Origin of the sequence: Streptomyces sp. NPDC059002 (genome assembly GCF_042740435.1) — a bacterium.
Classification (GTDB): Bacteria; Actinomycetota; Actinomycetes; order Streptomycetales; family Streptomycetaceae; genus Streptomyces.
Genome location: NZ_JBHYJI010000001.1, coordinates 206392 through 229143 on the forward strand (window position 1 = coordinate 206392; position 22752 = coordinate 229143).

At 71.5% G+C, this 22752-nt stretch carries 17 protein-coding genes; 8 read left to right on the forward strand and 9 right to left on the reverse strand.

Translation table 11 applies throughout. From position 1 onward, the window contains the following. Positions 1-42: 42 nt before the first annotated feature. Together valS and ACFWZ2_RS00930 are read right to left on the reverse strand one after the other, a co-directional pair. Positions 43-2595: a valine--tRNA ligase gene (gene valS / locus ACFWZ2_RS00925; RefSeq protein ID WP_384539778.1), complete on the reverse strand. Its 2553-nt coding sequence runs from the start codon at positions 2593-2595 to the stop codon at positions 43-45. Between the two features lie 86 nt (positions 2596-2681). Then, entirely contained in the window at positions 2682-4739 is a 2058-nt protein-coding gene (locus tag ACFWZ2_RS00930) for a phosphocholine-specific phospholipase C (protein ID WP_384539780.1), read from the reverse strand. A 561-nt stretch (positions 4740-5300) separates the two neighbouring features. Between ACFWZ2_RS00930 and mgtA the strand changes: the two genes are divergently transcribed. From mgtA to ACFWZ2_RS00945, 3 genes are all read left to right on the forward strand, one after another. Continuing rightward, positions 5301-8033 carry a magnesium-translocating P-type ATPase gene (mgtA, locus tag ACFWZ2_RS00935; RefSeq protein WP_384539782.1) on the forward strand — a complete coding sequence of 911 codons (2733 nt, stop codon included), beginning with the start codon at positions 5301-5303 and terminating at the stop codon, positions 8031-8033. 95 nt (positions 8034-8128) lie between these two features. Continuing rightward, entirely contained in the window at positions 8129-9358 is a 1230-nt protein-coding gene (locus ACFWZ2_RS00940; protein WP_384539785.1) for a serine hydrolase domain-containing protein, read from the forward strand. A gap of 22 nt (positions 9359-9380) precedes the next feature. Then, positions 9381-9938 carry a DinB family protein gene (locus ACFWZ2_RS00945; protein WP_384539788.1) on the forward strand — a complete coding sequence of 186 codons (558 nt, stop codon included), beginning with the start codon at positions 9381-9383 and terminating at the stop codon, positions 9936-9938. A 9-nt stretch (positions 9939-9947) separates the two neighbouring features. On the opposite strand, the gene ACFWZ2_RS00950 is transcribed toward ACFWZ2_RS00945, so the two are convergent. Further along, positions 9948-12530, reverse strand: coding sequence for a beta-glucosidase (locus ACFWZ2_RS00950; protein WP_384539791.1), 2583 nt, complete (start codon positions 12528-12530; stop codon positions 9948-9950). Positions 12531-12828: 298 nt separating this feature from the next. Between ACFWZ2_RS00950 and ACFWZ2_RS00955 the strand changes: the two genes are divergently transcribed. The 3 genes from ACFWZ2_RS00955 (at position 12829) to ACFWZ2_RS00965 (ending at position 15118) form a co-directional block, all read left to right on the forward strand. Beyond that, the gene (locus tag ACFWZ2_RS00955) at positions 12829-13752 is read left to right on the forward strand and encodes an NADP-dependent oxidoreductase (protein WP_384539794.1); all 924 of its coding nucleotides are present in this window, start codon (positions 12829-12831) and stop codon (positions 13750-13752) included. 95 nt (positions 13753-13847) lie between these two features. After that, a complete protein-coding gene (locus tag ACFWZ2_RS00960; RefSeq protein WP_384540349.1) occupies positions 13848-14579 on the forward strand; it encodes a GNAT family N-acetyltransferase in 732 nt (243 codons plus the stop codon). A 38-nt stretch (positions 14580-14617) separates the two neighbouring features. Continuing rightward, positions 14618-15118, forward strand: a complete 501-nt coding sequence (locus tag ACFWZ2_RS00965) for an FBP domain-containing protein (protein ID WP_384539797.1) — start codon at positions 14618-14620, stop codon at positions 15116-15118. Between the two features lie 71 nt (positions 15119-15189). On the opposite strand, the gene ACFWZ2_RS00970 is transcribed toward ACFWZ2_RS00965, so the two are convergent. Together ACFWZ2_RS00970 and ACFWZ2_RS00975 are read right to left on the reverse strand one after the other, a co-directional pair. Continuing rightward, positions 15190-15579, reverse strand: a complete 390-nt coding sequence (locus ACFWZ2_RS00970) for a (2Fe-2S) ferredoxin domain-containing protein (protein ID WP_384539800.1) — start codon at positions 15577-15579, stop codon at positions 15190-15192. A gap of 7 nt (positions 15580-15586) precedes the next feature. After that, positions 15587-16927, reverse strand: coding sequence for a 6-phospho-beta-glucosidase (locus tag ACFWZ2_RS00975; protein ID WP_384539802.1), 1341 nt, complete (start codon positions 16925-16927; stop codon positions 15587-15589). A gap of 142 nt (positions 16928-17069) precedes the next feature. On the opposite strand from ACFWZ2_RS00975, the gene ACFWZ2_RS00980 reads away from it, so the two are divergent. Further along, positions 17070-17930 (forward strand): hypothetical protein, encoded by an 861-nt coding sequence (locus ACFWZ2_RS00980; RefSeq protein WP_384539804.1) that lies wholly within the window; start codon positions 17070-17072, stop codon positions 17928-17930. A gap of 6 nt (positions 17931-17936) precedes the next feature. Here the strand turns inward: ACFWZ2_RS00980 and ACFWZ2_RS00985 are convergent, their stop codons facing one another. After that, positions 17937-18695 carry a dienelactone hydrolase family protein gene (locus ACFWZ2_RS00985; protein WP_384539806.1) on the reverse strand — a complete coding sequence of 253 codons (759 nt, stop codon included), beginning with the start codon at positions 18693-18695 and terminating at the stop codon, positions 17937-17939. Between the two features lie 140 nt (positions 18696-18835). On the opposite strand from ACFWZ2_RS00985, the gene ACFWZ2_RS00990 reads away from it, so the two are divergent. Further along, entirely contained in the window at positions 18836-20170 is a 1335-nt protein-coding gene (locus tag ACFWZ2_RS00990; RefSeq protein ID WP_384539809.1) for an MFS transporter, read from the forward strand. A gap of 79 nt (positions 20171-20249) precedes the next feature. Here the strand turns inward: ACFWZ2_RS00990 and ACFWZ2_RS00995 are convergent, their stop codons facing one another. From ACFWZ2_RS00995 to ACFWZ2_RS01005, 3 genes are all read right to left on the reverse strand, one after another. After that, positions 20250-20741, reverse strand: a complete 492-nt coding sequence (locus ACFWZ2_RS00995) for a thioesterase family protein (protein WP_384539812.1) — start codon at positions 20739-20741, stop codon at positions 20250-20252. Continuing rightward, entirely contained in the window at positions 20738-21694 is a 957-nt protein-coding gene (locus tag ACFWZ2_RS01000; RefSeq protein ID WP_384539815.1) for a 3-hydroxyacyl-CoA dehydrogenase NAD-binding domain-containing protein, read from the reverse strand. Before ACFWZ2_RS01000 ends, ACFWZ2_RS00995 begins: the two co-directional genes overlap by 4 nt. A gap of 135 nt (positions 21695-21829) precedes the next feature. Further along, positions 21830-22726 (reverse strand): 3-keto-5-aminohexanoate cleavage protein, encoded by an 897-nt coding sequence (locus ACFWZ2_RS01005; RefSeq protein ID WP_384539818.1) that lies wholly within the window; start codon positions 22724-22726, stop codon positions 21830-21832. Between the last annotated feature and the right edge of the window lie 26 nt (positions 22727-22752).

The following is a 22752-nucleotide window of genomic DNA, read 5'->3' on the forward strand; positions in this document are numbered from 1 at the left end:
CAGTCCTTTGCGGGGGTGTGATGTCCGACTCATCCGGCGGGCTCAGAACGCCACCTCCACCCGCAGGTCGCCCTCCCCCTCGCACAGCTCGACCGCCTGGATCCTGCCCGCCGCCCGCACGTCGTCCCCCGCCGCCGCGAACCGGTCGAGCGTCGCACGGGGTGCCGTCACCGTCGCCTTCACGACCTCCGCCCGCATCGAGAGCTGCGCCTGCGACTTGGCCTTGCGGACGGCCGCGATGGCCTCCGACGCCGTGGCGAGGACGGCCGGGTCGCCGTCGAGCCGCCGCAGCCCGGCGGATTCCGGCCAGCGGGCGCGGTGCACCGAGCCCTCGCGCCACCACGACCAGACCTCCTCCGTGACGAACGGCAGGACCGGCGCGAAGAGGCGCAGCAGGACGTCGAGCGCCGTCCGCAGGGCCGCCCGGGCGGATTCCGTCGCGGCCGCGTCGCCGTGGTCGCCGTACGCACGGGCCTTGACCAGTTCGACGTAGTCGTCGCAGAAGTGCCAGAAGAGGCTCTCCGTACGGTCGAGGGCGCGGGCGTAGTCGAAGGCGTCGAAGGCCGTCGTGGCCTCGTCGACGGTCGTGGCGAGTGCGGCGAGCAGGGCCCGGTCGAGCGGCTCGGTGACGGCGGCGCCGGAGCGGACGTCGCCGAGGCTCAGGACGAACCTGCCGACGTTGAGGAGCTTCATGGCGAGGCGGCGGCCGATCTTCATCTGGCCGACCTCGAACGCCGTGTCCGTGCCCGGGCGGCCGCTCGCCGCCCAGTAGCGGACCGCGTCCGAGCCGTGCTGGTCCAGGAGGTGGCCCGGGGTGACCACGTTGCCCTTGGACTTCGCCATCTTCTTGCGGTCGGGGTCCAGGATCCAGCCGGAGATCGCCGCGTGCTTCCAGGGCAGCGCGTCGTGCCCGGTGTGGGCGCGCAGGACCGTGGCGAACAGCCAGGTGCGGATGATCTCGTGGGACTGGGGGCGCAGGTCCATGGGGAAGACGCGCGCGAACAGGTCGGGGTCGGCGAGCCACTTCCCGGCGATCTGCGGGGTGAGGGACGACGTCGCCCAGGTGTCCATGACGTCCGGGTCGCCGATGAAGCCGTGCGGCGCGCCGCGCTGGGCCGCCTCGTATCCGGGCGGGGTCTCCGCGCTCGGGTCGACGGGCAGCGCGTCCTCGTCGGGGACGATCGGGTGGCCGTGGTCGGGCTGCCCGGTGCCGTCCAGCGGGTACCAGACGGGGATCGGGACGCCGAAGAAGCGCTGGCGGCTGACCAGCCAGTCGCCGTTGAGGCCGCCGACCCAGTTGTCGTAGCGGACCTTCATGTGCGGCGGATGCCAGGCCAACTCGGCGCCGCGGTCGAGCAGTCGGTCGCGCAGCGCGCCGCCCCTGCCGCCGTTGCGGACGTACCACTGGCGGGTGGTGACGATCTCCAGGGGCTTGTCGCCCTTCTCGAAGAACTTCACCGCGTGGGTGACGGCGCGCGGCTCGCCCTTGAGGCCGCCGCTCTCGCGCAGCATGCCGACGACGCGTTCGCGCGCGGTGTGGGCGGTGGCGCCCGCCAGCTGCGCGTACGCCTCGACGGCGGCGGGAGCGGTGACACCGGCGGGCGGTTCGGCGAGGAAGCGGCCGTCCCAGCCGATCACCGGCCGGGTGGCCAGGCTCAGTTCGCGCCACCACGTCACGTCGGTGGTGTCGCCGAACGTGCAGACCATCGCGATGCCCGTGCCCTTGTCGGGGGTGGCGAGCGGGTGTGCGACGACGGGGACCTCGACGTCGAAGAGCGGGGTGCGGACCGTCGTGCCGAACAGCGGCCGGTAGCGCTCGTCGTCCGGGTGCGCGACCAGGGCGACGCAGGCGGGCAGGAGTTCGGGGCGCGTCGTCTCGATCAGGACGGGGGCGCCGTCCCGGCCGTGGAAGGCGAGCCGGTGGTACGCGGCGGGCCGCTCCCTGTCCTCCAGTTCGGCCTGCGCGACCGCCGTGCGGAACGTGACGTCCCACAGGGTGGGCGCCTGCGCGATGTACGCGTCGCCGCGCGCGAGGCTGTCGAGGAACGCGCGCTGCGAGGTGGCGCGGGCCGCGGCGTCGATGGTCTGGTAGGTGTGCGACCAGTCGACGGACAGGCCGAGCCTGCGCCACAGCTCCTCGAAGACCTTCTCGTCCTCGACGGTGAGCCGCTCGCACAGCTCGGTGAAGTTCCGCCGGGAGACGGGCAGTTGCTGCTTGCCGGGCTGCTCGGGCGGGGTGAAGTCCGGGTCGTACGGCAGGGCGGGGTCGCAGCGGACACCGAAGTGGTTCTGGACGCGCCGCTCGGTCGGCAGGCCGTTGTCGTCCCATCCCATGGGATAGAAGACTTCCTTGCCGCGCATCCGCTGGTAGCGGGCGACGGTGTCGGTGTGCGTGTACGAGAAGACGTGGCCGACGTGCAGCGAACCGCTGACGGTGGGCGGCGGCGTGTCGATGGAGAAGATCTCGTCACGCGTCTTCGAGCGGTCGAAGGCGAATACGCCCGACTCGTCCCAGCGCCGCGACCATTTCTCTTCGAGCCCGTCGAGAACGGGCTTGTCGGGGGCCCCGGAAGGGCGGGGAGCGATGTCCGTCATGCCTGCGGATGCTATCCGCAGGCAGCGGTCGACGGCCGCTCCTTTTCCTTGCCGGGGCCCCTGCCGAGGCCCTCTCGGACGGTACGTCAGCTCGTGCTGATCGCCGGGTCGCTCACGCCCGCCTCACCGGTCTCCACGTGCCCGGCGAGCCGCCGCAGGAAGCCCGCGTCCGCGTCGGACTTCACGGTGACGTCGTACCAGCGCTTGCTCGCCCGCAGGTCGACGGTGTGCTCGACGGAGGCGCCCGCCTTGACCTTGAAGGTCTCCCCCGCGCCGCCGTAGGCGTTGGTCACGGTGAGGTTCACGTCGGCGCCGCCCGCGTTCTTCAGGGTGAGCTTGAGGTTGCCCGACGCCTTGTCGTGGCGGGCGATCACCTCGGGGCCCGCCTTCTTGCCGGGGCCCTTGAAGGTGCGCAGGAAGCCGTTCGGGCCGAAGACGGAGAGGTCGTAGGCGTCCTTGGAGTACGCCGAGTTCCAGGTGTCGGCGACGGTCTTGCCCGCCTCCGTGGTGTACGTCCAGGGGCCGTCGGTGCGGTTGGCGGAGCGCACGTGGAAGCAGACGCCCGCCGCGGCGCCGCCGCCGAAGGTGAGCGTGAACTTCCCCGCGGCCGGGTCCGCGGCGCCGTCCACCAGCGGGGCGTAGGGCAGCGCGCGGGCGGGCCGCGAGCCCGGCTCCTGCTTGGGCAGCGCCGGACTGGCGGGGGGCTTGGGGAAGTAGTCGGGGTGGCGCTCGTGGTCCGGCGGCTCGTAGGCCGCGGTGTCCGGGAGCTGCGCCGGGTCGGTGTCCTTGCCGCTGAAGTCGAAGGCGGAGGTGAGGTCGCCGCAGATGGCGCGGCGCCACGGCGAGATGTTGGGCTCCTGGACGCCGAAACGCTTCTCCATGAACCGGATGATCGACGTGTGGTCGAAGACCTCGGAGTTCACGAAGCCGCCGGTGCTCCACGGCGAGACGACGATCATCGGGACGCGCTGGCCGAGGCCGTAGTGCCCGGCGCCGTAGGAGATGTTGCCCGGGAAGTAGTCGAGGGTCGTGTCGACCGTGGACTTGCCCTGGCCCGCGTCCTTCGGGACGTACGGCGGCACGACGTGGTCGAAGTAGCCGTCGTTCTCGTCGTAGGTGATGAAGAGCGCCGTCTTGGCCCACACCTCGGGGTTGGAGGTGAGCGCGTCCAGGACCTGCGCGATGTACCAGGCGCCGTAGTTCACCGGCCAGTTGGGGTGTTCGCAGAACGCCTCGGGGGCGGCGATGTAGGAGACCTGCGGGAGCTTGTCGGCCTTGACGTCGGCCTTGAGGAGGTCGAAGTACCCGTCGCCCGCCTTGGCATTGGTGCCGGTGCGGGCCTTGTCGTAGAGCGGGTCACCGGGCTTGGCGCCCCGGTACTTGTTGAAGTAGAGCAGCGAGTTGTCGCCGTAGTTGCCGCGGTAGGCGTCGTCGATCCAGCCCCAGTGCCCGGCCGCGTCGAGGCCGTCGCCGATGTCCTGGTAGACCTTCCAGGAGACGCCCGCCTGCTCCAGGCGCTCGGCGTACGTCGTCCAGTCGTACCCCGCCTCCTGGTTGCCGAGGACAGGACCGCCGCCCTTGCCGTCGTTGCCGACGTGGCCCGTGAGCATGTAGTAGCGGTTGGGGTCGGTGGCGCCCATGAACGAGCAGTGGTAGTCGTCGCAGACGGTGAACGCGTCGGCGAGCGCGTAGTGGAAGGGGATGTCGTCCCGCTTCAGGTACGCCATGGTCCGCTCGGACTTCGCGGCGATCCAGTTGTCGTACGCGCCGCCCGCGAAGGCGCTGTGGCCGCCCGCCCAGTCGTGGTCGAGGCCCGCGATGAACTGCATGCCGAGGTCCTCGGCGTCCGGGTGGAAGGGCAGGACCTCCTTGCCGCCGCCCGACTGGTGCCAGACCGGCTTGCCGCTCGGCAGGGTCACCGGGCGCGGGTCGCCGAAGCCGCGTACGCCCTTCATCGTGCCGAAGTAGTGGTCGAAGGACCTGTTCTCCTGCATGAGGACAACGACGTGCTCGACATCCTTGATGGTGCCGGTGGCCCGCTTCGCCGGCAGCGAGGCGGCGCGGGCGATGCTCTGGTTGAGCACGGCGAACGTCGCGGTGCCGCCGGCCAGCTGCATGAAGCGGCGCCGATTGAGTTCAGGCATGAATATTCCGACCTCGTGATGTGTGGGGGATGCGAGCGGGTGAAGTGTGCCAAGGGGAGCAAGCGATGCGGAAGGGTCCGTGACGGGCGTGTGAAGAGAAGTCCAACCTCTGATGGGGAGGACACAAGTCCCGGCCATTCGGGACTTAAGGCCCCTCATTTGACATATGGGAATGCCCGTGTCTGACTGGGCCGTGCACCGATCAGCGGTGCGTTCTTCTCCGTCCCGCGACTGCAAGGAGGTGTTCGGGATGAGTCCCGAAGGAAGTCCTTGCGTCAGCGGTGACCTCTTCTGAGGCGGCTTTCCGCTTTCGAGGCGGCATTCCGCCTTCTTCCGAGGCCGCTTGTGCGGCCCCTTTTGAGGCCGCTTTCCGCCGCCGCTCTTCTCTCTGCGCCGCACTGACGCCGCGGCGCCGCCCCCTGCCCCGCCGACAGCACTGATCCGTCGGCGCCCTCGGGGTTTCTTTCACATCACCTTCACCGCGTCACGCACTCATTCACACCATCACGTCCTCGTGCACGGGCCTGCTTCGCCATGCCCCCGCACGGAGGGAGGTCTGCCATGAACAAGCTGATTCCCCAGGTACGCCTGGCACCGCCAGGCGAGAACCCCAACCCCCGTACCTCCGGCGGCCGCCGCGAGCGCAAGGCCGCCGAGCTGGAGGCCCGCACCCGCGAAGTCGGCTCGAAGCTGGCCGCGTTCAGCGCGAGCCCCGCCCGCGACGTGCTGCGCGAACTCGGCGCGAGCACCCGCGGACTGCGCCAGGACCAGGTCCTCGAGCGCATCGAGCGGCACGGCGCCAACGTCGTCGCCCACGAGCGTGCGCCGCACTGGACGCGGCAGCTCGCCAAGTCCTTCTGGAACCCCTTCATCGGCGTGCTCGTCGTCCTGGCCGCCGTGATGTTCTGGCAGGACCCCGCAGACCCCGGTGTCCTCATCCTCTCCGCGATGGTGCTGATCAGCGGAGTGCTGCGGTTCTGGCAGGAGTTCCGCTCCAGCAGGTCGGCCCAGGCGCTCAAGGACCTCGTGACCACGACCTGCGCGGTGCAGCGCCGGTGGAGCGAGCAGGGCGGCACCGAAGAAGTCGCCATGGAGCAGGTGGTCCCCGGCGACATCGTGAAGCTCGCGGCCGGTGACATGGTCCCCGCCGATCTGCGCCTGCTCACCGCCAAGGACCTGATGGTCAGCCAGGCCGCCCTGTCCGGCGAGTCGCTGCCGGTCGCGAAGGCGGACACCCGCAAGCGCGACTACGGCCAGAAGGCGACGAGCGACCCCGTCGAGGCGGACAACCTGTGCCTGATGGGCACGTCGGTCACCTCGGGCACGGCCACCGGCGTGGTCGTCGCCACCGGCACCGGCACCTACTTCGGCTCGATGGCGGGCGCCCTGGTCGGCGACCGTCCGCAGACCAGCTTCGACCTGGGCGTCAAGCGCGTCAGCTTCCTGCTGATCCGCTTCATGCTGGTGATGGTCCCGATCGTGCTCGCCATCAACGGCTTCACCAAGGGCGACTGGAACCAGGCGCTGCTCTTCGCGATCTCCGTGGCGGTGGGCCTCACGCCCGAGATGCTGCCGATGGTGGTCTCCGCCAACCTGGCCCGCGGCGCGGTCGCGATGTCCCGGCACAAGGTGGTCGTCAAGCAGCTCAACGCGATCCAGAACCTGGGCGCGATGGACGTGCTGTGCACGGACAAGACGGGCACGCTCACCGAGGACCGCATCGTCCTGGACCGCTACCTCGACGTGCACGGCCAGGAGGACCCCGAGGTCCTGGAGTACGCCTACCTCAACTCGCACTTCCAGACGGGCCTGCGCAACCTCATGGACCAGGCGGTCGTCGACCGCGTCGACGAGGCCGAGGAGGTTGTCGTCGACACGCGCTACACGATGGTCGACGAGATCCCCTTCGACTTCGCGCGACGGCGGATGTCCGTCGTCCTGAACCGCAACGGCCTGCTCGGCGACGCGGGCCGCCCCGAGCACGTCATGGTCACCAAGGGCGCGGTCGAGGAAGTGCTCGGCCTGTGCACGCACATGATGGACCGCGGCAGGAAGGTCGAACTCACCGACCAGCTGCGGGCGCACGTGGCGTTCGTCAGCGAGCGGAACAACCGCGAGGGGCTGCGGGTCCTCGCGGTCGCGACCCGCACGATGCGCACGGCGCGCGACACCTACTCGGTGGCGGACGAGGCGGAGCTGACGCTCGTCGGCTTCCTCGCCTTCCTCGACCCGCCGAAGAAGGACGCGGCGGACGCCCTGCGCGCGCTCGCCGAGAACGGCGTGGCCGTCAAGGTCATCACCGGCGACAACGAACTGGTGGCGGCGCGCGTCTGCGCGGACGTCGGCCTGGACGCCGGTGAGCTGATCACCGGTGCCACCATCGACCTCGTCGACGACGTGGAACTCATCGAACTGGCCCGTACGACCACGGTGTTCGCCAAGGTCAACCCGGTCCAGAAGGCACGGATCGTGCGGGCCCTCAAGGCCGATGAGCACACCGTCGGCTTCCTCGGGGACGGCATCAACGACGCCGCGGCGCTGCGCGAGGCCGATGTGGGCATCTCGGTGGACACGGCCGTGGACATCGCCAAGGAGTCCGCGGACATCATCCTCCTGAAGAAGGACCTGATGGTCCTCGAACAGGGTGTGTTGATGGGCCGTCAGACCTTCGGCAACACCATCAAGTACATCAAGATGACCGCGTCGTCGAACTTCGGCAACGTCTTCTCGGTCCTGGTGGCCTCGGCCTTCCTGCCCTTCCAGCCGATGCTCGCCATCCAGCTGCTCGTGCAGAACCTCTGCTACGACATCAGCCAACTGTCCATCCCCTGGGACCGGATGGACAAGGAGTACCTGCGCAAGCCGCGGAAGTGGGACGCGAAGGACATCGGCCGGTTCATGATCCGGATCGGGCCGATCAGCTCGATCTTCGACATCACCACCTTCCTGCTGATGTGGTACGTCTTCTCGGCCAACACCGACGGCGAGCAGACCCTGTTCCACTCCGGCTGGTTCATCGAGGGCCTGCTCTCGCAGACGCTGATCGTGCACATGATCCGTACGCAGAAGATCCCCTTCATCCAGTCGAGGGCCTCCCTGCCGGTGCTCGTCATGACGGGCTCGATCATGGCGCTCGGCCTGTGGCTGCCGTTCTCCCCGCTGGCCTCGGCCCTCTCGCTCGAACCGCTGCCGATGAGCTACTTCCCGTGGCTGATCGGGACGCTCCTCGCGTACTGCGTGCTGACGCAGGGCGTGAAGACGTGGTACATCCGGCGCTACCACAGCTGGCTGTGAACCGTCGGCAGGCTTGACGCGGAACTAGGTGCCGGGGGCAACCATGCGCGAGCATGGTGGCCCCCGGCACCTCCTTACTCCCCCCGAGGAGAACCATGACCGTGCGCGTCCATGGCACCTGCGCCCCCGAATTCGGCGAAGTGCGCGAAGAGTTCGAGCGGAACTTCACCGAGCGCGGCGACCTCGGGGCGTCCGTCGCTGCCGTCGTCGACGGAGAGTTCGCCGTCGACCTGTGGGCCGGCGACGCGGACCTCACGGGCACCCGTCCGTGGCGGCGCGACACCCTGGTGAACGTCTACTCCGTCACCAAGGGGATGACGGCGCTCTGCGCCCATCTCCTGGTGGAGCGCGGCGAGTTGGACCTCGACGCGCCCGTCGCGCGGTACTGGCCCGAGTTCGCGCGCGAGGGCAAGGGCGACATCCCGGTGCGCTGGCTGCTCAGCCACCGCTCCGGACTCATCGCGCCCGCCGAGCCGCTTGCGCCCGGCGCGGTGTACGACTGGGAGAAGGTGACCGACGCGCTCGCGGCGACGGCGCCGTGGTGGGATCCCGGCACCCGGCAGGGCTACCACGCGGTGACGTTCGGCTTCCTGGTCGGCGAGGTGGTGCGGCGCGTCACGGGCGTCTCGCTCGGCACGTTCCTGCGCACGGAGGTGACGGGGCCGCTCGGCGCCGACATCCACGTCGGCACCCCGGCAGGCGAACACGGGCGCTGCGCGGACCTGGCACCCGCGCTGGACCCGTCCCCCTCCGTCGTACCGCCCCCGTCCACGGGGACCGGACGCCCTTCGGCGGACGGCCCGTTCGGCGCCGCGCCCGAGCCGCCGGTGCGCGGGCTCGACGACCACCCCATGGCACCGGTCACGGCCGCGATCCGCTATCTGCCGCTCGGCGACGTGAACGGCCCGGACTACCGCACGGCGGAGATCCCCGCGGTCAACGGCCATGCCACCGCGCGCGGACTCGCCACCGTCTACGGCGAGTTGGCGGCCGGACGGCTGCTCGGCGCGGGCACGCTGGAACGGCTGCGCACGCGCCAGAGCGAGGCCGACGAGCCCGACCTGGTGCTGCGCGCGGTCACCTCGTTCGCCGAGAAGTGGCCGTGGGCGCTGGGCTACATGCTGAACCAGTACGGCCAGGCGGGCCCCAATCCACGGGCGTTCGGGCACGGCGGCATGGGCGGTTCGTACGCCTTCGCCGACCCGGAGAACGGCGTCGCGTACGCATACGTCATGAACCGGATGGGCGGCGGCACCTCCGGCGAGGACCTGCGCAGCGTCCACCTGGTCGGCGCGCTCTACCGGGGGCTGCGCGACCGCGCCTGAGGTCACGGGCGATGATGGCGGCATGACCGCTTCCCAGAGACGCATCACGTTCTTCACCGACGACGCCGCGGACAACCGCTACACGGGACCCACCACCGGGGACGAACGCGCCCTGCTCGTCCATACGCTGATGGCCCAGCGCGCCACGCTCGAAATCAAGTGCGCGGGCCTCACGGAGCAGTTGGGCGAGCGGTCCGCGGCGCCGTCCGCCCTCTCCCTGCTCGGCCTGATCAGACACCTCACGGACGTGGAACGCCGCTGGTTCCGGCGGGACTTGGCGGGCCAGGACGCGCAGCCCCTCTACCCGACCGAGGACAACCCCGACTACGACATCGACGGCGCGGTGACCGCCCCCGACGCCGAGTCCGTCGCCGCGGCCTGGGAGGCGTGGCGCGCCGAGGTCGAGTTCGCCGAACGCCTGGTGGCCGAGGCGCCCGACCTGGACATCGAGGGCGAGAGCCCGTGGCGCGGCACGGTGTCGCTGCGCTGGGTCCTCCTCCATGTGATCCAGGAGTACGCACGCCACAACGGCCACGCCGATCTGCTCCGTGAACGCATCGACGGGGCCGTGGGGCTCTGATCCCGGAGGCTAGCGTCCCGTGCCGGTGAGCCGGATGTCGCGCGAGGACGATCCGACGTACACCGCACGGGCGCCCTCGGGACGCACCCAGCGGCCGCGTTCCGTGTCCCAGTAGGACAGCTGGCGCTCGGCGACGTGCAGCGTGACGCGGCGGGAGCGGCCGGGGCGCAGTTCCACGCGCTCGAAGGCGGCGAGGGTCCTCACGGGCAGTTCCACGTCGCCGTGCCGGGGCGGCCCGACGTACACCTGCGGCACCTCCGCGCCCGTGCGCCGCCCCCGGTTGGTGACGGTGAAGGACACCTCGTACCCGGCGCCCGCCCGCCGTACGCGAAGCCCGGAGTACCCGAACTCCGTGTAGGAAAGGCCGTGTCCGAAGGGGAAGAGCGGCTCGGTGCCCGCCTTGTCGAAGCCGCGGTAGCCGGTGAAGATGCCTTCGCTGTACGTGACGGTCCCCTCGACACCGTAGTAGCGCTCCGGGTGCGCCGGGTCGAGCGTCGGGTGGTCGGACTCCTGCTGGGGCCAGGTGACCACGGACTTGCCGCCGGGGTTGGCGCGGCCGAGCAGCAGGTCGGCGGTGGACCAGCCGCCCTCCTGGCCGACGTAGCCCGCGTGCAGGACGGCACGGACGGCGCGCCGCCACGGCATCGTGACGGGGCCGCCGGTGTTGAGGACGACGACGGTACGGGGATTGGCGGCCGCGACCGCCGCGATCAGCTCGTCCTGGTGGGCCGGGAGCGCGAGCGCGGTGAGGTCGCCGCTGCCGCCGAGCGCGCCGCCCTCGCCGTTGTAGGCGAAGACGACGGGGGTGTGGACGCGCCGGGCGAGCCGCGCGGCCGCCGCGATGTGCGCCGTGCGGCGTCCGGGGGTGACCCAGGCGAACCGCACCTGGACGGGGTCGCGTTCGACGACGGTGTCGTCCCATCCGGTGGCCTTGACGACGACGGCGTAGGAGCGGCCCGCGGTGAGCTTCTTCGGTGCCGCCCTGCCGTTGTCGAGGCCGTCCGTCGTGGGCACGATCGAGGACCACTTGCGCGTGAAGGCGTCCCGCACCCCGGACGCGGTCGCCAGTTCCTCGCCGTCCAGGGTCAGGGAGACGGCCGCCCCCCAGCCCTGGATGTTCAGGGCGTACTCCCCCGTGGCGGGCGGGACGAAGGTGCCGGTCCATTCGACGGCCGTGCCGACGGGCAGCGCGTCGTCCCCGGTGAAGTCGATGTTCTCGTCCGTGCCGCCGCCCTTGCGGGTCAGGCCGCCGGGGAAGGCGGACGCGGGCACGGCCGTACCGGTGAGGTCGACCCCCACCTCGTACGCGATCTGCCGTCCTGTCGTGCGGTGCAGCGCGTCGAGGGGGCTGACCATGCGGTCCTCGAAGCCGTACGCGCGCTCGCCGGAGACCGAGACGGCGACCTGGCCCGCGGTGGGGCCGATCAGGGCGAGGCCGCGCAGTGCGGCCGGGGAGAGCGGGAGTCCGCCGTCGTTGGTGAGCAACACGGCTCCCTGGACGGCGACTTCGCGGGCGACGCGGGCGCCCGCCTCGACGTCGATCTCCTTGCGGGCGGGCACGCGGCTGCCGTCGAGCATGCCGAAGGCGTCGTACCTGCCGAGGATGCGGGAGACGGCGGTGTCCAGGGCGCTCTCGGGGAGGGAGCCGTCCTTGATGGCCTTCTTGAGGGGTGCGCCGAAGTGCGAGCCGTCCCACATCTGCATGTCGAGGCCCGCTTCGAGCGCGGCCGTGGAGTGGGTGGCGCCCCAGTCGGAGGTGACGAAGCCGTCGAAGCCGAGCTCGCCGCGCAGGATGTCGGTGAGGACGGTGTGGTTCTCGCTGTTCCAGGGGCCGTTGAGGTGGTTGTACGCGGACATCACCGAGGCGCAGCCCGCGCGGACGACGGCTTCGAAGGCGGGCAGGTACAGCTCGTGCAGGGTGCGTTCGTCGACCACGAAGTCGTAGGAGTTCTCCGGGTTCTCGCGGTCGAACTCGTGCAGGCGCTGGTTGTTGGCGAGGAAGTGCTTGGCCTGGGCGAGCATGCCCTGGGCCTGGACGCCCTCGACCTGGGCGGCGCCGATGAGCGCGTTCAGATACGGGTCCTCGCCCGACTGGTCCTTGTTGCGGCTGAAGAACGGGGTGCGGGAGAGCTCGATCTGCGGGGCGAGCAGCACGTCCTGGCCGAGGGTGCGGCCCTCGCGGCCCATCACCGCGCCGTACTCGCGGGCGAGTTCGGGGTTGAAGGCGGCGCCGAGCGTGGAGACGGGCGGGAGTCCGGTCGCGGACCGTGCGACGTTCACGCCCGCGGGGCCGTCGGTCAGGCGCAGTTCGGGGATGCCGAGGCGGGCGACGCCCGGCAGATAGCCGGCCTGGCCCAGTCTTCGCGGGTCGGTGGCGCCGTGCACGAGGCTGATCTTCTCGTCGAGGGTGAGACGGGCGAGCAGCCTGCGGACGCGGGGCGTGGCCTTGGCCGCGGTCGTCGCGGGGCTGCCCGCGGGGGCCGCCGCGGCGGGTGCGGCGGCGGCGAGCGGGCCCGCGGCGGCCACGAAGGCGAAGGCGGCCGCGGTGCCGCCGAGTTGCTTCAGAAGTTCACGGCGAGTGGTGGCGGGCATGACGAAATGACCTCCGGAACGCGGCTCTTGGGCATGCCGGACTGGTCGGCGACGCCAAGACCTGAATGCGTCGTCCGCGCCAGTGCGGGTCTTCGGGGCCTGAGTGTTGATTGGTTGAACGGTGAAGGTCAAGAGGTCGGTCCGGCAAAACTTCGGCGGGCGGTCGGCTTCCGCTCCCGCTCCCGATCCCGATCCGCTCCCGATCGTTGCGGCCTCGTGAACGTTCGCCCGGCCCGGGAATAGTCCGTCGATCTTGGCGGTCGTCCTCTACGGATACCGATCGAAGAGAGGGAGCCAGATGCCCAAGGCCTACGCATTCACCGAACACGGCGGTCCCGAGGTGGAGACCTTCCTCGACCTGCCGAAGCCGGACCCCGGTCCCGGGCAGCTGCTCGTCGCGGTCCGCGCGGCGGGCGTCAACCCGGTCGACTGGAAGCTGCGCGCGGGCAAGCGGCGGCCCGGACAGGGGCCGCTCACCGGACCCGAGGCCCTGGGCAGCGAGGTCGCCGGGGTCGTGGCGGCGGTCGGGCCGGGCGTCGAGGGATTCGCGGTCGGCGACCCGGTGTTCGGCAATCCGGTCGCGGGCGGGTACACCGAGTACACGCTGATCCCCACCGACATCGCCGCGCACAAGCCGGACGCCCTCTCCTACACGGACGCGGCCACCCTCGCCGTCGCGGCGGCCACCGCGTACGACGGGGTGCGGCAGCTGGACCTGCCCGCCGGGTCGACGCTCCTCGTCGCCGGCGCCGGGGGCGGCGTCGGGGTGGCCGCCACACAGATCGCCGTGCACTTCGGGCTGCGCGTGGTGGGCACCGCGAGCGCGGGCAAGAAGGAGTTCGTCGAGTCGCTCGGCGCGACCCATGTGGCGCGCGGGCCCCAACTGCCCGAGCGCATACGGGAGTCGGTGCCCGGCGGCCGCGTCGACGGCATCTTCGACCTGGTCGGCGGCCCGGACCTGGCAGGGGTCGCGGAGCTGCTCGACGACCGCACGAAGCTGGTCACCGTGGCCGCCAAGGACACCGTCGCCGAACTCGGCGGGGTCCCGGTCGCACGGGCCCGCACCGCCGCGGTCCTCGACGAGGTGGCGCTCCTCGCCGTGGCGGGCGTGCTGCGCCCGCACGTGACGGCGACGTACCCGCTCGACCGCGCCGACGAGGCGCTGCGCGAGGTCGAGGGCGGCCACGCGCGGGGCAAGATCGTGATCGAGGTGTCCGGGTGAGCCGGGGCACGACACCGGGGACGCTGCGGGAGCCGCCGGGGGCTTCGACCCGTCCCGGGCACGCGGCCCCGGCCCGGGACGACGGCCCGCATCCCCTGGACAACCCCGCGTACACCTCCCTCACCGGGCCGCACGCGCACCTCGCCGAGTGGCGCGGGCGCGTGGTGCGCTATCCGCTCGACGTGTCGCCGTGGCTCGCGCTGCCCGATGACATGACGGACGCGGACTGGGCGGATCTCGCGGCGCTCGCCGGGGCGGGCGCGGAGGTGCCGCTGCCCGGCACGACGGTGGATCCGCCCGCCGGGTGGGAGCTCACCTTCGCGATGCCCGGCGTGCAGCTCGTGGACGAAGGGATCGCCGCGGCGCCGGACCCGGAGGCCGTACGGCTCGGGCCCGACGACGTGCCCGAGATGCTCGACCTGGTCGAACGCACCAAGCCTGGCCCGTTCCTGCCCCACACCGTCGAGCTCGGCACCTACCTGGGCATACGCCGTGCGGGCGCGCTCGTCGCGATGGCCGGGGAACGTCTGCATCCGCCGGGCTGGACCGAGATCAGCGCGGTCTGCACCGACCCGGCGTACCGCGGGCACGGGCTTGCGACCCGGCTCGTCCTCGCCGTCGCGCACGGCATCAGGGAGCGCGGCGAGACCCCGTTCCTGCACACCTCGGCGCGGAACACCCGTGCCATCCGCCTCTATGAGTCGCTCGGGTTCCGGCTGCGGCGGACGACGCAGTTCCGTGCGGCGCGCACGCCTGCGGGCGCGGGCGCCGGGGACGCGGGCGCCGGGGACGCGGGCGCCGGGGACGCGGGCGCCGGGGATAAATGAGGGGACGGTCGCGGCGGCCCGTTGATAACTTCTCGATCATGAAGTCCGTCAGTGAGAACGAGATCCGCGCGTCCTTTGTGAACTGTTCGAAGGGCGAGGCCCGCAGGCTCACGCTCCCTGCGGGCTTCGCCGACACCCCCTGGTCCGACCTGGACTTTCTCGGCTGGCGCGACCCCAAGGCGCCCGATCGCGGCTACGTCGTCGCGTGGCGCGACGAGGAACTGGTGGGGATCGCCCTGCGGGCGTCCTCCGGGGCGCGCAAGAGCCTGCTCAAGTCCAGCATCTGCTCGGTGTGCGTGACGCCGCAGTCCGGGTCGGGGATCACGCTGCTCGTCGCGCCGAAGGCGGGAGCGGCGGGGCGCCAGGGGAACTCGGTCGGGCTGTACATCTGCGCGGATCTGGCCTGCTCCCTCTATGTGCGGGGGAAGAAGACCACGGCGCTGGCGCGGCGCTTCGAGGAGAGTCTGACGCTGGAGGAGCAGAACGAGCGGACTCTGCAGAACCTGAACGGGTTCCTGGACCAGGTGGTTTCCGGCTGAGCCGCCGGCTCGCCGCCTGCGGGCCACCTGTGGCTGGGCGCGCGGTTCCGCGCGCCCCTCACGGGGCCCGATCAGACCTTGCGCGGGTCCACCAGCTGAAGCTCCAGCAGCGGCGACGGTTTCGCGATGCCCGGGCCGCCCGCCTCCGCCCAGGCCAGTATCCCGTCCAGGGACGCGTCGTCCGTGACGAAGCCGACCCAGGCCGGGCGGCCGCCTCGTCTGCGGCCCTCGTGGGAGGGCTGGACGACGACGATGTTGGCCTGGCCGCACGGGCCGAGGCAGTCGGTCGTGCGGACCGCGAAGCGGCCGCGTGAGGCCGCCGCCGCCGAGCGCAGCCGCTCCAGCTGCCAGACGTGGTCGATGCCGGGGTTCTTGCGGGCGTCGCCGCAGCAACAGCCCCTGCACACGACGAGCGTGCAGGGACGGCGGGCGGCGGCACCGATGGAGACGACGGGACTCATGTCGTGATCATCTCAGGTACGCGAGACCGGGATGCACGCCCCGGTAGCCCTCCGCGAGACGCCGGGCCACCGTCACCGAGTCGACGAGCGGATGCAGCGCGAACGCCTTGACCGCGGTGGCGAGCGATCCGCTGTCCGCGGCGGCGAGCACCTCGCGCTCGACGGCCTTGACCGCGCAGACCAGGCCGGTGGCGTGCCCGGGCAGCGGGCTCACGGACAGCGGGTGGGCGCCGTTGGCGTCGACGGAGCAGGGGACTTCGATGACGGCGTCCGCGTCCAGGGCGGAAAGGGTGCCGCCGTTGCGGACGTTGAGGATCAGGGTCGTCCGCTCGTCGCGGGCGATGGCCCGCATCAGGGCGAGGGCGACCTTCTCGTACCCGCCGGATTCCAGGTCCTCGTCGGCGCGCTCCCCCGCCCCCGACGTCTCCCTGTTCTCCGCCATGTACGTCGCCTCGCGCTCGGCCCGGGTGTCGTCCCAGGCCTTGAGCGCGGGGACGTCGGCGCGTGCCGCCTCGGCGTAGAAGCGGGCCTGTTGGTCGCGCAGGAAGGCGCCGCGGGTCTGCTCCGCCTCCTGGTAGGCGCGCACGGCCTCGCGGTTGAAGTAGTAGTAGTGCAGGTATTCGTTGGGGATCGCGCCGAGGGAGCGCAGCCAGTCCGCGCCGAAGAGCCTGCCCTCCTCGAAGGAGCCGAGGAGGCCGGGATCGGCGAGCAGGCGCGGCAGTTCGTCGCGGCCCGCGATGCGCAGGCCGCGCAGCCAGCCGAGGTGGTTGAGGCCCACGTAGTCGATGAACGCCTCGTCGGGGTCGCCGCCGAGCACCCGCGCGACCCTGCGGCCGAGGCCGACGGGCGAGTCGCAGATGCCGATGACGCGGTCGCCGATGTGCCGGGACATGGCCTCGGTGACCAGGCCCGCGGGGTTGGTGAAGTTGATCACCCAGGCGTCGGGGGCGAGTTCGCGGACGCGGCGGGCGATGTGCACGGCCACCGGTACCGTCCGCAGGCCGTACGCGATGCCGCCCGCGCCGACCGTCTCCTGCCCGAGGACGTCCTCGGCGAGCGCGACGCTCTCGTCGGCGGCGCGTCCTTCGAGGCCGCCGACGCGGATGGCGGAGAACACGAAGTCGGCGCCGCGCAGGGCCTCGTCGAGGTCGGTGGTGGCGGTGACGGACGGCGCGTCGGGCACGCCCGCGGCCTGCTCCGCCAGTACGCGGGCGATGGCGCCGAGCCGCCCCGCGTCCAGGTCGTGCAGGACGACCTCGGTGACCCGGCCTTCGGCGTGGTCGCCGAGGAGGGCCCCGTGGACGAGCGGCACACGGAATCCGCCGCCGCCGAGAATTGCCAGCTTCACGTCTGAACCGCCTTCTGTCGGGCCGTTGTCACCGGGGTTCACGTTACGTACATCGTCGCGCTTCACGTCGCGTACACCGCCGGTGCGCACGTTCCGTACGATGACGCGGCAGCGATCGAACCCCCCACGGAGGTAGCGCCCGATGACCCTTTGGAAGGCATCAACCGTCCTGTTCGGAGCCGTCGTACTGACGGCGGCCACCGGCGGCGCCGCGGTCGCCGCGCCCGCCTCGCCCGGCGGCTGGCAGGAGTCGGGCACGTCGTACGTCAACTCGCTCACCGGCAGCCAGGGCCTGGCGAGCCGTGCGGACGGCGGGCTCCTGTACCGGGGGCTCGGCTCGATACCGCTGGACCTGCGCGTCAAGGGCTGGGGGCACATAGGCGACCCGGACATCGCGAACGGCCACACCTTCGACGCCTACCAGGGCGGCGACGACGCGAAGTCCAAGATGTACGCCGTCACCACTCCGGACGGCAAGCGCTACCTGTACGAACACCAGCTGGACGCGGGCGAGAAGCTCAACAACTCCTTCGCCGCCGTCTCGCCCGACGCCCAGTGGCTGGTGTCCGGGGAATGGGGCGACCAGAACCGCCTCCAGGTCTTCCCCGCCCCGCTCCTCAACTCCTCGACGCCGCCCACCGGGGGCGCGCTCGCCCAGGCCGGGCAGATCTCCCTGGACAAGCCGGTCCGCGACATCCAGGGCTGCGACTTCGTCTCGGACACCCGGCTGGTGTGCGCCTCCAACGACGCGTCCAAGGAACTGTTCCCCGAGGACCGGCCCGTCCTCCAGGTCGACCTGGACCGCGCCCTGGACGGCAAGCCGGCCACCGGACACGTCACGAGCCTGTTCGCGTCGCCCCAACGCAGCCTGTGCTCCGGCTCGTTCGAGACGGAGGGCGTCGACTACGACACCGCGCGGCGCACCCTGCGCGTCGAGGTGGTGCCGCCGGTGCCGTGCCTGGTCACGACGTCGGTCTACGCGTACCGGCCGACGACCGGCTGACCGGCCTCAGAGGGTGCGGCCGAGCAGGGCGAGCAGCCGGTCCCAGTGGCGTTCGAGCCCGGCGGGGCTGAACTCCGTGGTGTCCGCCTGGGTGAAGCCGTGCAGGGTGTCCGGGTACACCTCGGTGGTGTGCCGGACTCCGGCCCCGTCCAGGGCCTGCCGCACCTTCTCCACCGCCTCCGGCGACATGTGGTCGTCCTGGGACGGGATTCCCAGGTGGAGTTCGGCGGTGATCCGCGGGGCCAGCAGGTGCGGGCTGTCCGGGCCTTCGGAGACGAGGGGCCCGGGGTGGAAACCGGCGGCGGCCGCCACCTTGTCGGGGTGGGCCGCCGCGGCGCGGACGGCGAGGACGCCGCCCAGGCAGTAGCCGGTGACCCCGGCCGGGCCCGTGCGCACCTCGGGCTGCGCCGCGAGGAAGTCCAGGTAGGCACCGGCGTCCTGGGCCGAGCGCTCCGCGGTCAGCGTGTGGAACATCGGCCCCACCTGCTCGAAGAACGCGCCGCGGTTCTCCGGCGCGGTCAGGTCGGGCAGGTCGACCACCGGGGCCGGGCCGTGCCGGTAGAAGACGTTCGGCAGCACGACGTAGTAGCCGTGCGACGCCAGGTGTTCGGCCATGCCGTTGAGCACGGGCCGCAGTCCGAACATGTCCATGTACATCAGGACCCCGGGGTGGGGCCCGCCCTCCGCGGGACACGCGACGAAGGCGTCGGCCGTGCCGTCGGCGGTGGGTATCTGAACTGTCCGGGTCCGAGTGGGGAGAGTCATGCGTTCCTTTCGGGTGAATGCCGTGCACGGTACCTCAACTCCCCGGTTTTCCACCCGGAATTGATCATGGCGACGGGGTGCGGCGGCAACGGGGATCCGTGGCCGTTTGCGCGGCGAGCGGGCGGGGGATGGACGTGATCATGACACCGCACGACCCCGATGTGATCGCCGATGTGATCGCCGATGTGATCGACGATGCGACCGACGCCGCCCCCGCGCACGACCGGCGCCCCGTACGGCAGTTGCTCGCCGCCTCGGTCGGCAATGCCGTCGAGTGGTACGACTGGTACGCGTACACCTTCCTCGCCACGTACATCGCCGGCGAGGTCTTCCCCAAGGGGTCCGGCAACTCCCTGGTCCCGCTGCTCTCCACGTTCGCCGTGTTCGCGGTGGGCTTCTTCATGCGGCCCGTCGGCGGACTGCTCATGGGCGCGGTCGCCGACCGGCGGGGCCGCAGGGCCGCGCTGACCGTCACCATCCTGCTGATGGGCGGCAGCAGCCTGCTCGTCGGCCTCACCCCGACCTACGCGTCCGCGGGCGTGCTCGCGCCGGTGGTGCTCGTCGCCGCCCGGCTGCTCCAAGGGCTCTCCGTGGGCGGCGAGTTCGCCGCGTCGACGACGTTCCTCGTGGAGTCGGCGGGCCCCGGGCGGCGCGGGCTCTTCTCCAGCTTCCAGTACGTCTCCACGAGCGCGGGCCAGCTCGCGGCATCCGGCATCGCGGCACTGCTCGTCGCCACGCTCTCCGAGGGCCAGATGGACGGCTGGGGCTGGCGCCTGCCGTTCCTCGTCGGCGCGGCGCTCAGTCTCGTCGGCTTCTGGATCCGGCAGGGCGCCCACGAGACCCACCACACCCCCGCCGAACAGGCCGAACGCCCCGGCCTGTTCGACGCCCTGCGCCACCACCCCCGCCAGTCCCTGCTGATCTGCGGCATCACCGCGGGCGGCACCCTCGCGTACTACACGTGGACGTCGTACCTGCCGACCTACGCCGAGCTGAACACGGACATCAGCAAGAGCCAGGCACTCCTCGCGGGCACGATCTCCCTGGGCTTCTTCGCCCTCCTCCAGCCCCTCGGCGGCCTCCTCTCCGACCGCCTCGGACGCAGACCCCTCCTCCTCTTCTTCGGCATCGGCTTCGCCACCCTCAGCGTCCCCCTCCTCAAGTCCCTCTCGGGTTCCTTCGGTTCACTCCTGCTCGTCCAGTGCGCGGGCATGGTGCTCCTCACCGGATTCACGTCCATCTCCGCGGCCGTGAACGCAGAGGTCTTCCCCGCACGCGTCCGAGCGGCCGGGATCGGCTTCCCCTACTCACTGACCGTCGCACTCTTCGGAGGCACGGCCCCGTACATGGGGACGATGTTCAAGGAGATCGGGTCTCCTGAGCTGTTCCCTTGGTACGTGGCCGTACTGTGCGTCGCCTCTTCGGTGGTGTACTTGCGGCTGCCGGAGACGGCCCATGAGGAGCTTGACCGGTGAGGTCGACCCCGCGTGGGAGGCGGAGCCAGGGAAGCCCGGAGCAGCCGGTGTCCGAGGGCCGACAGCGCCGCCCGCGTCCCTAGGCCGACCGGGGCACCTCCGCGATCGAGCGGCCCGCCCAGGGCGGGGGTTCCTCTGTCAGGGCGGTGAGGCGGGTGCGGATCTCGGTGGGGAACGGGGTGGTGCGGCCTGCGTTCTGGTCGACGTGGAGGGCGAGGAGTTCTGTGGTCGCGACGGGGGTGGCGTCCGGGGCGGGGTCGGCGCCGGGGGCGTCGATGGCGTACATCTCGTGCGTGAAGCGTGCCTTCTTGGTGTCCGTGCCCAGCAGGCGGGTGCGGACGGCCAGGTGGGTGCCTTCGGGGACGTCGTCGAGGTAGCGGATGTGGGCCTCGACCGTGTAGAGGGAGCAGCCGGTGGAGGCGCGGTAGGCGGCGTGCAGGCCCGTTTCGATCATCATGGCGTCGGTGGCGTAGCCGAAGACGAGGACGTAGAAGGCCTCGCTCATATGGCCGTTGTAGTCGATCCACTCGGGGCGGACCTGCTGGCGGAGCAGCGGCAGGGGCTCGGTCACTTGGTGCCTCCGGGGAGCCGGCCCGTCGCGCGCAGGACGTCGATGACGCCCTGGTCGCGTTCGGCGACGAGGTCGGCGATGGTGCGGCCGTTCGCCTCCTCGTCGCAGCCCGCGACCACCGCGTCGTACAGCTTCTTGTCGAGTTCGGGGGCTTCGAGGCGCGTCCACGGCGACTTCAAGGAGGGGCCGAAGTGGTCGAGCATGTGGGCCATGCCGCCCTCGCCGCCCGCGAGCGCGAAGGTGAGCATGGGGCCCATGAACGCCCAGCGCAGGCCGGGGCCTTCGGTGATGGAGTCGTCGATCTCCTGGACGGTGGCCTCGCCGTTGGCGACCATGTGCAGGGCCTCGCGCCACAGGGCTTCCTGGAGGCGGTTGGCGATGAAGCCGGGGACCTCGCTCTTCATGGTGATCACGGACTTGCCCGCGACCTCGTAGAAGCGGGACGCCCAGGCGACCGCTTCGGCGTCGGTGCGCTCGCCGCCGACGACCTCGACGAGGGGGATGAGGTACGGCGGGTTGAACGGGTGCCCGACGACGAGGCGTCCGGGGGTGGCCGCCGTCGTCTGCATGTCGGTCATCGGGTAGCCGGAGGTCGAGGAGGCGATGACGACCCCGGCGGGCGTCGCTGCGTCCAGCCGCGCGAGCAGATCGCGCTTGAGCTCCAGCTTCTCCGGGGCGCTCTCCTGCACGAACTGGGCGTCGGCGACGGCCTCTTCGAGGGTCGCGGTGACCGTGAGCCGGTCCTGCGACGCACCGTCGGCCAGGCCGAGCTGGGTCAGCGCGGGCCAGGCCGCCTCGACGAGGCGGCGCAGCTTCTGCTCGGCGCCGGGCGCGGGGTCCCAGGCGGTGACGTCATAGCCGCGCGCCAGGAAGTGCGCGACCCAGCCGCCGCCGATGACTCCGGCACCTATACAGGCGACGCGGCGGACTTCTTCGGGAGTGGTGGTGGTCATGATGGTGGGGTTCCTCTCCATGCTGCGGGGGGGGTGCCCCGTAAGGGGCGTGGGGCTGTTGACATGAGCGGCTCCGCCGCGGGGCGCGACCAGCCACAACAGGCCCGCAGCCAAAGGGCCGGTCCGGGCGGAGCGCTAAGAACGCGGCCGCAGGCCCAGCTTCTGGCGGGCCTCGTCCGGCGTGGCGACACGCGACCCGAGGTTCTCCGTGATCTGGACGGCGCGCTCGACGAGCTGCGCGTTCGTCACCTTGTTGCCCTTGCCGAGGTAGAGGTTGTCCTCAAGGCCGACGCGGACCTGCCCGCCGAGCAGGATGGACTGGGCGACCCACGGCATCTGCATGCGGCCGAGCGCGAAGCTGGCCCACTGGGCGCCGTCGGGGAGCATGTTGACCATGGACTGGAGGACGCCGGGGTCGGCGGGCGCGCCCCACGGGATGCCCATGCACAGCTGGAAGACGGTGGGGTTGTCCAGGAGTCCCTCGGCGAGCAGCTGCTTGGCGAACCACAGCTGGCCGGTGTCGAAGATCTCCAACTCGGGCCGTACGCCCAGCTCCTGGATGCGCTTGGCGCCCTGGCGGAGCATGTCGGGCGTGGAGATGTAGAGGTTGTCGCCGAAGTTGAGCGAGCCGCAGTCGAGGGTGCAGATGTCGGGGAGCAGGTCCTCGACGTGCGGGAGGCGGTCGAGGCCGCCGACGAGGTCGGTGCCGGGCAGCTCGCCGAGGTCCTTCAGCGGCTGGACGGGGTCGATGACGAGGTCGCCGCCCATGCCCGCCGTGAGGTTGATGACGACGTCGGTGCCGGTCTCCTTGATGCGCTCGACGACCTCGCGGTACAGGCGCGGGTCGCGGGAGGGGTCGCCGGTCCCGGGGTCGCGGACGTGGATGTGCACGACGGCGGCGCCCGCGTCGGCGGCCTCCACCGCGGACGTGGCTATCTGCTCGGGCGTGACGGGCACGTGCGGGCTCTTGCGCACGGTGTCGCCCGCGCCGGTCAGGGCGGCGGTGATGATGACGTTGTCGTTCACGGGCATGCGGAACTCTCCCTCGGGGGTGGGGT

What these genes read in the sequence shown, in the direction of transcription:
- valS (WP_384539778.1), bottom strand. Translation starts at nt 2,595, where the DNA reads ATGACGGACATCGCTCCCCGCCCTTCCGGGGCCCCCGACAAGCCCGTT.
- ACFWZ2_RS00930 (WP_384539780.1), bottom strand. Translation starts at nt 4,739, where the DNA reads ATGCCTGAACTCAATCGGCGCCGCTTCATGCAGCTGGCCGGCGGCACC.
- mgtA (WP_384539782.1), top strand. Translation starts at nt 5,301, where the DNA reads ATGAACAAGCTGATTCCCCAGGTACGCCTGGCACCGCCAGGCGAGAAC.
- ACFWZ2_RS00940 (WP_384539785.1), top strand. Translation starts at nt 8,129, where the DNA reads ATGACCGTGCGCGTCCATGGCACCTGCGCCCCCGAATTCGGCGAAGTG.
- ACFWZ2_RS00945 (WP_384539788.1), top strand. Translation starts at nt 9,381, where the DNA reads ATGACCGCTTCCCAGAGACGCATCACGTTCTTCACCGACGACGCCGCG.
- ACFWZ2_RS00950 (WP_384539791.1), bottom strand. Translation starts at nt 12,530, where the DNA reads ATGCCCGCCACCACTCGCCGTGAACTTCTGAAGCAACTCGGCGGCACC.
- ACFWZ2_RS00955 (WP_384539794.1), top strand. Translation starts at nt 12,829, where the DNA reads ATGCCCAAGGCCTACGCATTCACCGAACACGGCGGTCCCGAGGTGGAG.
- ACFWZ2_RS00965 (WP_384539797.1), top strand. Translation starts at nt 14,618, where the DNA reads ATGAAGTCCGTCAGTGAGAACGAGATCCGCGCGTCCTTTGTGAACTGT.
- ACFWZ2_RS00970 (WP_384539800.1), bottom strand. Translation starts at nt 15,579, where the DNA reads ATGAGTCCCGTCGTCTCCATCGGTGCCGCCGCCCGCCGTCCCTGCACG.
- ACFWZ2_RS00980 (WP_384539804.1), top strand. Translation starts at nt 17,070, where the DNA reads ATGACCCTTTGGAAGGCATCAACCGTCCTGTTCGGAGCCGTCGTACTG.
- ACFWZ2_RS00985 (WP_384539806.1), bottom strand. Translation starts at nt 18,695, where the DNA reads ATGACTCTCCCCACTCGGACCCGGACAGTTCAGATACCCACCGCCGAC.
- ACFWZ2_RS00990 (WP_384539809.1), top strand. Translation starts at nt 18,836, where the DNA reads ATGACACCGCACGACCCCGATGTGATCGCCGATGTGATCGCCGATGTG.
- ACFWZ2_RS01000 (WP_384539815.1), bottom strand. Translation starts at nt 21,694, where the DNA reads ATGACCACCACCACTCCCGAAGAAGTCCGCCGCGTCGCCTGTATAGGT.
- ACFWZ2_RS01005 (WP_384539818.1), bottom strand. Translation starts at nt 22,726, where the DNA reads ATGCCCGTGAACGACAACGTCATCATCACCGCCGCCCTGACCGGCGCG.